At 61.0% G+C, this 11,701-nt stretch carries 8 protein-coding genes, 1 pseudogene and 1 riboswitch; all 9 genes and pseudogenes read left to right on the top strand.

The window, feature by feature from the left end; all coding sequences use genetic code 11:
* Positions 1–1,004: 1,004 nt before the first annotated feature.
* On the top strand, positions 1,005–2,957 hold the full coding sequence (locus IEY49_RS20690; RefSeq protein WP_189012242.1) for an HD domain-containing phosphohydrolase: 1,953 nt from the start codon (positions 1,005–1,007) through the stop codon (positions 2,955–2,957).
* A 1,772-nt stretch (positions 2,958–4,729) separates the two neighbouring features.
* Entirely contained in the window at positions 4,730–5,458 is a 729-nt protein-coding gene (locus tag IEY49_RS20685) for an IS5 family transposase (protein WP_189012237.1), read from the top strand.
* A 53-nt stretch (positions 5,459–5,511) separates the two neighbouring features.
* A complete protein-coding gene (locus IEY49_RS20680; protein ID WP_229780958.1) occupies positions 5,512–5,625 on the top strand; it encodes an excalibur calcium-binding domain-containing protein in 114 nt (37 codons plus the stop codon).
* Positions 5,626–5,641: 16 nt separating this feature from the next.
* Positions 5,642–5,839, top strand: a complete 198-nt coding sequence (locus IEY49_RS20675; protein ID WP_189012235.1) for a hypothetical protein — start codon at positions 5,642–5,644, stop codon at positions 5,837–5,839.
* Positions 5,840–6,170: 331 nt separating this feature from the next.
* Positions 6,171–7,364: a glycoside hydrolase family 16 protein gene (locus tag IEY49_RS20670; protein ID WP_189012233.1), complete on the top strand. Its 1,194-nt coding sequence runs from the start codon at positions 6,171–6,173 to the stop codon at positions 7,362–7,364.
* Between the two features lie 528 nt (positions 7,365–7,892).
* The gene (locus IEY49_RS20665) at positions 7,893–8,099 is read left to right on the top strand and encodes a hypothetical protein (RefSeq protein WP_189012231.1); all 207 of its coding nucleotides are present in this window, start codon (positions 7,893–7,895) and stop codon (positions 8,097–8,099) included.
* A gap of 352 nt (positions 8,100–8,451) precedes the next feature.
* Positions 8,452–9,122: pseudogene (locus IEY49_RS20660) on the top strand (response regulator transcription factor).
* 331 nt (positions 9,123–9,453) lie between these two features.
* Positions 9,454–9,960, top strand: a complete 507-nt coding sequence (locus IEY49_RS20655; RefSeq protein ID WP_229780957.1) for a DoxX family membrane protein — start codon at positions 9,454–9,456, stop codon at positions 9,958–9,960.
* Positions 9,961–10,352: 392 nt separating this feature from the next.
* A riboswitch (cyclic di-GMP riboswitch) is annotated at positions 10,353–10,428 on the top strand.
* 14 nt (positions 10,429–10,442) lie between these two features.
* Positions 10,443–11,701, top strand: a 1,259-nt coding sequence (locus tag IEY49_RS20650; protein ID WP_189012229.1) for an NPCBM/NEW2 domain-containing protein, incomplete at its 3' end; no start/stop codon positions are given.

Raw genomic sequence — 11,701 nt, 5'->3', positions numbered from 1 at the left:
GTATACGGTGTGCACCGAGACGCCGAAGTGATCGGCGATCCCCTGATTCTTGTGCGTGCCGCGTGCGATCCACTCGAGCGCCGCGAGGCGGCGCTCTTCGAGTTAAGCACGGGAATACTGAGTGGGCTGCCAGCCGGGCATTCCCCAAGTATATCAATGCCAAACCACGACGTGATCAATAGGGTCCAGCAGATGCAGTGTGCTGGCTTGCCTGGTAACGTCCTTCATACCTCCCCACGAGGCGCTGGTTCTGAGTGATCAGCGCGCGGGTACCCGTCTGAGGTGTTCGGGGCGGCCAACGGGCGGATGGCGCGGCCGGTCAATCTCGCCCAGGCCCTCACGCCGTTCGGGGTCGGGTTGATGCTGACGTGGACGGGAGGGTACAGCGGGTCTCTCAGGCTGCTGGCGGGGCTGGGGGTGGCGGCGGGGTTGACCCTGTTGGGCATGGCCAGGATCCGCACTGACGTCCAGCCTGGAGGACAAGCTTTGACCAAGAGGTTGGGGGGGTGGACAAGGGTGCTCCGTCAGGCCCTGGCGGGGGCAGGTGGGAAAAGCTCAGGCCCACCGGTCTGAGGATGCGCGACGCGCGGACACCTGCATCCCACAGGCGCGGGGCGGATGGGTCGGCCTACTCCCTGTGCACGCTGTTTACTGTTCAAGCGACTGATTTGAGGTGGGAATCACATGGCCGCCGGTCTCCTCTGACGTTGCCCAGGCACCACCGTGTGCGCCTTCACTGCGCCAGCGGTTCAGGCGCTGAGGTTTTCTCCGATAAGCCTCCAGCCTCCTCCCCTTCCCTACCCGCGCCAGCACACGCTCAGGCAAGGTGCCAGGCAATAAGGAGAGTGGAGTGGAAAACGAATGTGCCTCTATTCCAGTTGGAGCGCCCTTGACGTTCATCGCCCGGATGTTGAGGAGGCGAACAGTAAGACCCGCGAGACAGGAGGGTGCACAGGGTAACCTTACGCATCCCAGAGAAGCAGGAACGCAGTGAGGTTTCCACCATGGCCACAGCATCCTTACACCCCAAAGTCCTGCCCGCCCTTGGCGTACTGGCCCTGCTTATTGTGACGACTGGCACACTGGTACTTGTCAACGCGATGAGCAGAAGCGTAGAGCCAGAGGAAGTGAACCTGCTGACTGGACTGGTCCGGCTGGGCATGGCTTTGCCTCTACTGCTCGGCACGGTGGCTCTCGTTGCTTACAAATCCGCCTTACCTTCGGGGCTGGCTGGCCCAGCCGTCCTCGCCGTGGGAGCCCTCGGCCACTGGATGACCATCGAAGGACTCTCTTCCTTTTATGGTGAAGTCGAGTACAACGACTGGCTGGAAATCATCTTCGGCCTGCTGATGATGGTCGCCTTCGTCTGGGGTCTGTTCGCCGTCCTGCATCAACAACGGCTCAGCCGGGCGCGGGAGCAACGGGCACGAGAGTACGACCCCCTCACCGGTCTCCTCAACCGCACCGGCCTCCAGCGCCACCACAGCGAACTGTCAGCCAGTACGCGCGCGACAATGCTGATGTTCGACCTGAACGACCTCAAAGCCATCAACGACTCCGGTGGACATGGCGCCGGTGATCAGCACATCCGCGCTGTCGCCAAAGCCATTCAGACCCGGCTCCCAGATGACGCCATCGTCGGCCGTTGGGGTGGCGACGAGTTCGTCGCGGTGATTCCGCATGTTGACGAAGCGCAGGCCCTCGAGTTCGCACGCGCCGTGGAACACGTCTCGCCGCAGCCACCTGGCCCCCTGCCGCCATTCTCCGTGGGCGCTGCCTGCATCCATGCCGGGGAATCGTTTGAACGTGCACTCGCCATCGCCGACCAGCGCATGTACGAATGCAAGCAGGAGCACTACGAACGGAGCATCATCAGCTCCGGGCAGCGTGGAGGCCTCAGCGTGGAGGATGTGTCGAAGCAGCTGGAAATGCTTGAGACGCCCGACCAGGTGCTGGATGTCGGCCTCGCGCTCGCGCGCGAACTGCTGGGCTTCGAAGCGACCGCGTACTTCCAGCCCCAGGATGGGCAGATGCTTCCGACCCACCTGGCGGGACTTCAGGAGGATGACCGCCAGGCCCTCCGGGCGCTTGACCTGAACACGCACCACTCCGGAATGGTCAGTTCCGCTATTACCTCGAACAGCACCACCTGGACGGCGGACTACCCGGCGGACCCGCGTGCCGGCCGAGCCTGGGTGGAGTTCGGTCTGAAAAGTGCCGTGGTCACGCCGGTGCGCTCGCGCGGAGAAGTCGTCGGCGTCCTTGCCCTGATGCACTTTTCCACCTGGAGGGCCATCACGCCCGCGGTGCGGCGGCTGCTAGAAACGGTGGCCTTACGCCTCGGGCATACCATTGAGCGCCTGCGGGTGATCGAGGACGTGCGTGTCACGCTGGAGGGTGGGCTGCTGAGCATGGGCCTGGCCTTGGAAGCGCGGGACCTGGAAACCTCCGGACACACCGAGCGGGTGGTCGGGCTCAGCCTGGAACTCGGTCAAGCGCTCGGCCTAAGTCCAGGAGTGCTGAGTGACCTGAAGCAGGGAGCGTACCTGCACGATATTGGGAAGCTCGCCATTCCGGACGCGGTGTTGCTCAAACCCGGCCGGCTGGACCCGGAGGAATGGGCCCTAATGCAGTCGCACGCCAGCCGGGGACACGACCTGGCCTCGCGCATTCCCACCCTGTCCCCGGCGGCACTGGCCGTCATCCGGCATCACCATGAACGGTGGGACGGCCTGGGGTACCCGGACCGGCTGGCGGGGGGCCGGATTCCGCTGCTCGCGCGGATCTTCGCGGTGTGTGACGTGTATGACGCCCTGATCAGCGAACGGCCGTACAAGCGCGCGTGGGGGCAGGAAGAAGCGCTCGCGGAACTGCTCGCGCAGAGGGGACGACAGTTCGATCCGGCCATCGTGAACGCGCTGGTGACGCTGATCCAGGCCCGTCACGCTGTGGCGTAACCCTTTCCATGCCTGGCTATGCAGTTCTCGACCGCAGGAGCCGGCCGGCGTAGGTGTTGACTTCACCTCTGAGTCCGCTCAGGTAGGCGCGGTCGCTGGTGGTTGCGTTGCTGAGTTTGAAGAAGCATTGCCCCTGAGCTTGGTAGGCCTGGAGGGTGGTATTGACAGCGTTAGCCAGGGTGGGAGAAAGGGGTCTTAAAAGAGGGGCCATCAGGGTGGAGCACTGCGCGGTGTCGGGGATGGCAGGCGGCGGGCTTTGTGCGGCTGTCGAACTCATGGCGGCGAGGAGTGCGGAGAGTGACAGGATTCGCATTTGAGGCCTAGTGTTCCACGTGGTGTCAGGTTGAATGCCCCCATTCCGGCATGGACGCTGGGTAGTTGTTGTAGACCGAGCGTTTGGTTCGGCCTCATGGACTGGGACCTGAACTCATACCTGCGGATTTAACCTCGCCCTTGCCGGATTTTCCTGGGGCGGGTGGTTGATATGGGGTGATAGCGCTACTGCGTGGCATGCTGATGTTTCCTGCAATTAGGGTGGTTTGATACCGTTATTGCAAGAATATACTCTGTGCTCCTTCCTATCCCTTTGGTTGCTCTCTTATCTGATACTCTCCCCTCCGTTCAAGTCCTCATTCCCTGTGCTTCTGCCCATGCTTGAGCATGCTGAACCCCCAGCTTCTGCGTTATAGGTCAAGGCCTTCCACCAGAACTGAACTGGCTTCGTTCCCGTATGCTTTTGCATAAGCCTAGGCGTGTCGAAGCAGCTGGAGTGGATGACATTCGAGTGACGCCGGGGTGGAATTAGAGTCTTGAGAGCATCCCGCACGCGGGATGCAGGGAGAGGGCAGTGAGCAGTGCGGGCGCGACACCAAGGGATGGATGCCAAGCATCCGCGTACATTCTTACAAGTACCGCAGGAGATCTGGACACACAACAACCCGCACCCTACAGATCTCCTGCCTGACAGCCGAAATTTATACACTGGATTGACTGTGTGATGTACGAGGTCTTCGTAAGAAGATGCCGTGTACTGCTGCAGGAGAGTCAGCCTGAACTCTCAACAATATTTAATAGATAATGAAATAAAGGAGTTGTAGCAGGGCGTATGCTTTTTTCAATCTTCGGTGGTGATGACTGTGGCAGATATCGTTGGGCGCTTATTTTGCCGCACGAACCAGTAGCGCAACCGCCCGGGGTTCTTCTCTTCAGGCAACTGCCTGATTAAAAGGCGTGCCTTTCAATATAGTCTGGTTCGTCTTTCAAGAGGTTAATATGAAAAAGACAGTCGTTCGGTACATTGGCGCAGCACTCCTTATTGGCGGCTTCTCGAGTGGTCAGGCAGCGCACCTGCAACAGAAAAACCAGGGCGCGTGCATCTCTCTTTTTCTCTCGGTGAATAAGGAGAGAGGCCAGATGGAGACAGGCCAGGACAGGGCCGCTTTCAACCAATCGCTTGACATGCAAAAAAATCTCTGTAAGACGACATTGTAAAAAGTTTACATAACTGTCTGGCAGTCAGCAGGATGCAGCATTACGTTGCGTCTTGCTGATTGCCAGGCCAGGTTCTGAGCTTCCACACTGGGTAGGGCGGACCCACCCACGACCATACACCAAGCAGATGTCACGATGGCACTGATGCACAACCGGGTGTACCGTTTTCAGAGCCCTTCAGAGACCAAGCAACCATGGGTCGCCCACGAGTCGGGGGAGGGCGTGCTGTTCATGCTTAGTGCGCGGAACAAAACCTCATTTCCCGGGTGCAGCCTGCATGGATGTCTTTTGTCTCCGACCCACTATGGACGTTGATCAAGCCTCTGCTACCCATTTCACTGGAAAGACCAAAAGGCGGCCGACCACGCATCGCTGACCGCCTGGCCCTCGAAGGCATCCTCTTCGTCCTACACACTGGGATTTCGTGGCGCTTCCTGCCACAACAACTGGGGTACGGCAGCGGCATGACCTGCTGGCGGCGACTCCTGGAATGGCAACAGGCCGGCATCTGGGCAGACCTCCACCGCTGTGTCCTGGATCACCTGCATGCTGCTGGCGTCGTCGATTGGTCACACGCCTCTCTTGACTCTGCGAGTGTCCCGGCGCCTTGCGGAGGAAAGCAAACCGGGCGAGATCCCACGAACCGTGGCAAACTCGGCACCAAGCGGCACCTCGTGGTCGACAGAAGCGGACTTCCTCTTGCCGTAGTCATTTCTGCGTCCAACGTGCATGACAGCAAAATGCTGGAGGCAGCGATTGACGCTGTCCCTGGTCTACGGAATGGAAAGGGTGGCCAGCCGAGAAAGCGCCCCACGAAGCTCCACGCGGACAAAGGGTATGACTACACCAGGTGCCGACATGCCCTGTACGTTCGGGGGATCGTGCCCGGTATTGCGCGACGTGGCGTGGACTTCAGCGGGTCTCTCGGTCCGGTGAGGTGGGTGGTGGAGCGCACGTTGAGCTGGCTCAACCGGTTTAGGCGTCTTAAATTGCGTACACGAAGGCACTGACGGGCACTTCGTCCATCCTGGCGCCGGCCCTGCCCGCACAGAAGGCGCCAGTCATGTACGCGAACTGCGCGGCAGTGCGAGTTGCAGGTGCGGCACCCATCAGAGCCGGACAGCCTGGGTACAGCACGAAGCTGGACCGGGACCGTGACGGCATCGGCTGCGAGTGATCGCGCGAGGAAGGATATGAGTAGCAGATGGTCGGGGGCGCTGGCCCTGTATGTCCTGGCTGTCGCGGTGCTGCTGTGGTTGGCCGTGGGCTTATGGAGTGGTGGGCTTGTGGCGCCTGTTTTCCTGCTGGCCCCTGTGCTGGCCCTGAGTGCCGGGCGCCTGTGGAAGACCGGGGAGGGATCTGACGGCGCAGCGCCGCTGATCGACTGTTGATCAGCTGATGGAACTGGAGGGTCATAACCTGCGGGCGGATATCTCGTATCGGGTGGATGGAGCAGGAGACCAATGTGTTGGAGGCGCTGCGGAATGTAAACCACCTCTCACTAGAGGATGATCATAGAATCTTCATATTGTTACAATTAATCGAGCAATCATTTATCTTGATGTAAGAACAGTTTCATTAAGACCGCCTTCATTTTAGAAGGGCGTTCGACTTGCATGGATCAATCTCGTTCAACAACATCATCAATACGGTCATAAGGCAGTAATGCCACGCAGCCCGACTCCAACCATTACCTGAATTACCGCAGGAAGGGAGTTAGTCATGCTCATACCAAAAGCATTTCCACATCTGATCCTCACCACTGGCCTGGGCCTGACACTCGCCGCTTGCTCCAACATCACCACACCCGCCAGCCATGCACGCATCACTGACACACCCAGCAGTGAACACGATGTTGTTCATCCCACTCTGGAAACACACAACGTGACAGGAAGCTGGCGCGACGATTTCCACACCCTCGACACCGCCCGCTGGTGGGTGTCGAACAGCGGCTGGACTCCCTTCTGGGCCCGTGACGGCCTGACCGGCAACTGGAACACCAGCAACGTGACCGTCAATGCGGGATACCTGATCATGAAACTCGACGTCAGCGCCGGGCTGATTGCCAATGCCGCCGAACTCGCCACCAGCACGAGATACGGCTACGGTACCTACGAAGCGCGCCTGCGGGCGGCAAGCACCAGTGCTGATCCTGCGGTGCGCGGTGTGGGCACCAGTGGCAACATCACTGGCTTCTTCAGCTTCGTCAACGACTCCGAAACTGAGATTGACCACGAGATCGAAGGTCAGAACCGCACCATTGACTGGATGGGCGCCTGGCAGACCACGAACCGTCATGATTACGGTACCGGTGGCACCGGTGCGGACCTGTCCCAGGACTTCCACACCTACCGCTGGGACTGGACGCCCACTAGGATTGACTTTTACATCGACGGCGTGCTCAAGCGTACCACCACCAGTGTGGTCCCCACTGCCGCAGCGCACCTCATGTTCAATTTATGGCCGACCAACTCTACCGGCTGGGGTGGCCTAGCAACAGCCGGTACGCAGTACATGTTGGTGGATTACGTGAGCTTTAGCCCACTAGGATCCACCCCCCCCGCCACGGATCCCATCAAGATACCGACGGACGACACTCCGGCAGGAGCCCTGAGCCTGACCAAAGCCACCTCAGGATCAGGCACGCTCTCTTCCAGCGATACGCAGGACTGGTACACCTTCACCAGCACCGACCTGGGTGGTCGGGCCACGGTTTCCCTGACTACCGGGTGGAACAGCGACCTGGAGATCTACACACCCGATGGAACGACCCTGCTGGGCAGCAGCCGGAGGTCAAAAAGCAATGCCGACAGCGTGACGCTCACCCTGCAGGCCAACACGCGGTACTACGCCCGAGTGGTCTGGGCGAGCCGTACCCCGAGTTACACGCTGAGTGCCACCGGCGCCGTGCGTTAAATGCGCTGAACACTATTGTGGGCCTGGCCCGCTATAGCGTAGCTGAAGTTAAGCGGCTGTAGCTTGGCGTACGGGCTGGACGGGCTCAGTCATGGTTGAGGTCAATCGTGCAACCAGCGGCCGGGCAGAAGGTTTGCTGGGTTCCAGCCCTGGTGTCCTGTCGCTGTGGGGCTGGTTCGCCGTTGTCCTCCACGGGAAGGCTGATGCGCGTCTGCACCACACCACGCGTGTCCTCCCCCAATGGATCTATCTGGCCGGCCTGTTGCGCGTGTCAGGGGTTAGGCGTGCAGTTGTTCGGGACTGTAACACCCGGGTATTACGCACGGACATTCTGCATGAAGTCTACGGGCGGTGGAGGCGTGCAGGCGTATGCGACCACCTCATGACCGAACTCGAAGCGGAATGACGCCCATCGACCGGCCCAGGAAGCACTTCGCTGCTATAGACCATCAGCATCCACCCGAATCTTAAGAGTTTAATGATTTTTAAGTTGTTGATTGTGAGAAACCATGTGGTCCAATGGCTGACATGAGCAGAGCCGATGCTACTGAGCTGACAGCCGTACGGGCGGTGATCGAAGCGCAGATCGCTGTCACAACCGCGCAGCGCTACGATCTCCTGCCTGAAATCCGTACCCTCCGCAGGCTCTACAAGAACGCGCCAGTACAGCCCGAGGCACTTCATCAGGTCCGGGATGCTGCCCTGGAGGTGCTGGAGCGCCTGCGAGCAAGCTGAGGACGAGGGGGTGGTGCCAGGACGGCCAGGCGCTCCTGTTCCACCGGAAGCTCCGCGCGCGCGAGGTGTCAATGCGGCCTCGTCGGATCACGCACGCGGGTAACCACCGGAGCACTCCTCCCATCTGGATCGGCAGGCGCTTCCACCTTGGAGGCCACCACACGCAGGCGGTCCAGCTGCCCTGATCGGACATCAGGTGACAGCGCCGGATGAGTGTCGTCAAAATGGAAGGTTATGTCCTGGCGGGGTCCTGCTTTCTGAATGAACGCGTAGGGCAGTTCCGGCGTTCGGGTCAGCATTGCTCCTTAGCATGGCGGAATATCCAGTTACTGGTCCGCGGAACGGAGTCGGTATGCCCCCCACGATTCTTGTCATTAAAGATGATCTGGACATCACCCGGGTCGTGCAGTACGAACGCGAAAATGCTGGCTATGAGGTCCTGACCGCTGCGGATGGCGTGGGTGGGCTCACGTCCGCGCACGAGCACCATCCGGTCCTGATCATTCTCGATCTGGGCCTCCCGGACATGAACGGCGTGGAAGTCGCGCGCCGGCTGCGCAAGGCTGGGGAGGTCCGTATCTTGGTTCTGACGGCTGTCGATGACGTTTCCAGTAAAACCGACCTGCTGGGGGTGGGGGCCGATGACTACGTCACCAAGCCTTTTGATCCGCCTGAACTGCTTGCCCGGGTGCAGGTGCAGCTCCGTCACCAGACCAGCCAGGACCTGATGACGCTCGGCCTCCTGACGGTGTCCCTGTCACGACGGCTCTGTTTTTATGATGGCCACGAGGCGCCGCTCTCGAACAAGGAGTTCGAGCTGATGGCCCTTCTGTCGCAGCAGCCGGGCCGGCTGTACAGCCGTGACGCGATCGTGCGGCACCTGTGGCGAGAGGAAGAGACAGACAAGATAGGCCTCGTGGACGTTCATCTGGGGAACGTGCGGGGAAGTTACGTGAGGCCGGTGGTTATGGGGTGATCCGGACGGTGAGGGGAGTGGGGTTTGCACTCAGGACAGCACGGTAACCGAATAACGGAACAGCGTCTAACGTCAACGCACCTTGATGCAGACAAAAAAGGTCATACGGTGATGGCAGCGTGCTCGCCTGGGACGCGCTGACAGGCAGGCCGGGAGAGCTTCATGGGCTGGACCGTTAACCAGGACGAGGGCACGCCCAAACATCTGAAGCCCTCTTTTCCGCATATATCCCTTCAGACCAGGAACGAAGTTCAGGGTGTTCCTGCTGGAGGCCCGAATGAACCGTATTGAACCCACCGACCGCACCGCCCTCAGTCCTTCCTAATCTTCCAGGGCAAAGCGCAGGTCAGCGCGCAGCTGAATCTCCTGGATGCCCAGTTGATCGGCTGGTGGGCACGGCACGGCATTACCCAGCTGCGCTTCTCCCTCGGGATTATCTTCCTCTGGTTCGGGGTCCAGAAGCTCTTCCCGGGCGTAAGTTCTGCTGAAGGCCTGGCCACCCGGACCATCTCGGTGCTGACCTTCGGTGCAGTGCCTCCGGGGGTCAGCCTGCCAGTGCTGGCCACCTGGGAATGCGCCATCGGGCTGGGCCTGCTGACCGGCCGGTTCCTGCGCGTGAAGTTGCTGCTGCTGTTCGCGCAGATGGCCGGCACCTTCCTGCCGCTGGTGTTTTTCCCGCAGGAAACCTTTACCGTCGTGCCCTGGGTGCCGAACCTGGAAGGCCAGTACATCGTGAAGAACCTGGTGCTGATGTCCGCCGCGCTGGTGGTGGGCGCGACCGCACGTGGAGGCAAACTCATCATGGACGCCCGCTCAGCCGACACCGCTAAGCGGACGCAAGCCCTTCACCAGAGGTTTCGCCGGCGTTTTCATCGTGAGCCCTGAGGCTGAGCACCTCCGCCTGCGTGTGAAGAACGTGCGGGGTAGGCGTGATGTTCACGCCCACCCCGCAGCATTGCTTCCGGTGATTGTCTATCACAGCAGTTCAGCAGCGCGGGGAGGCCGTCTCAGGCATGCCCGGCCTCCCGCAGGGTCCTCAGCGTGCGGTTGACGTTCCCGAGGCAGCAGCTGCCCTGCGGGTTGTTCAGTTCACACCCGCACCGGCCGGCTTGGATGTGGGCCTGGATTGAGGAGGGGATAGCTGCCGTCCTACGGCTCATTTATGGATTCTTCAAATCCTTATATGTGACAAACCTGAGAGCTTCCTCACTGTAAGGCACTTGTCATTCACTATCCCTTAACTTTCAGGCAGCGGAGAACCCAAAGGTTCCTCCCTGAAACGAAAAAGGCAAAACCGCCGCAAGGCGGTGACGCAAAGCCCCCGGGACCCATGAGGTCGGCCGAGCTACCGAAAGAAGGGAGTCAACATGCGTACCCATACCCTGAAAAACCTGACCCTCACCGCCACCCTCTCCCTGAGCCTGATCATCTCCGCCTGCGGAACCACGCCCACCCCCACGGCAAGTACCCCGGCAGCAGCTTCTGAACCAAACAGCGAGACGGGCTGGGTCTCCAGCGTGACCAGCCTGTCCTCACAGTCCATACAGTCCATTGCAGGCGGTACCAACAACCTGACCCGTGTTCCCTGGACCAGTGCCACCAACGGCTGGGGCCCGATCGAGATTGACCGTTCCAATGGAGAGCAGGCAGCCGGTGACGGCCGGACACTGACCCTGCAGGGCAAGACGTACACCAGCGGCTTCGGCACCAACGCCGCGTCGAGCATGACCTTCGACCTCGGCGGGCGCTGCACGACCTTTACCACCGGCATGGGGATCGATGACGAGGTCGGCAACGCCGGCAGCGTGGTGTTCCAGATCTACGCCGACGGAACGCTGCTGTATGACTCCGGCCGCATGACGGGCGCCAGTATGACCAAGAACGCCAGCGTGGCTGTGAGTGGCAAGAAGCTGCTGCGTCTGGTCGTCACCGACGCCGGAGACGGCCCGAGTTTCGACCACGCGGACTGGGTCTCGCCCACCCTGCTCAACTGTATCCCCCCGGAGCGGTTCCTGAGCGAGCTGGCCTGGACGAGCAGCACCAACGCCTGGGGTCCGGTGGAGCGCGACATGTCCAACGGTGAGAGCCAGGCCGGCGACGGCCGCATCCTGACGCTGCAGGGGGTCACCCATGCCAAAGGTCTGGGCGTGCACGCCGGCTCGACGATCGTCTACCCGCTGGACGGCACTTACTCGAGCTTCAAGGCGGACGTCGGTCTGGACGACGAGGTGGGCTCGCAGGGCAGCGCCAGCTTCCAGGTGTGGGTTGACGGCACCCTGCGCTTCGACTCCGGCGAGGTGACCGGGGACAGCGCCACACAGAAGCCGTTTGTGGACATCCGGGGCGCGCGTGAACTCAAGCTGGTCGTGACCCCCGGCGCTTCCACCGACTTCGACCATGCCGACTGGGCCGGTGCCCGCCTCAGCACCGAAGTGGCCCCCACACCAACGGTCGCTCCCGCACCCACTTCATCCACCGTGACGTATGGTGGCAAGCTGGTCATCTCGCGGGGCGGAACCTACAGCGGCAACTGGGAAAGCCCCGACACCGGTCCAGCCGTGAGCATCCAGACGACCGAGCCGGTGATCATCGAGAACGCGAACATCCGCGGCAAGGGCGTCCTGAT

This window comes from Deinococcus malanensis (assembly GCF_014647655.1).
In the GTDB taxonomy this organism is placed as follows: domain Bacteria; phylum Deinococcota; class Deinococci; order Deinococcales; family Deinococcaceae; genus Deinococcus; species Deinococcus malanensis.
The sequence above is the reverse complement of the archived record's forward strand: the minus strand, read 5'-3'. Positions and strand labels throughout refer to the sequence as shown.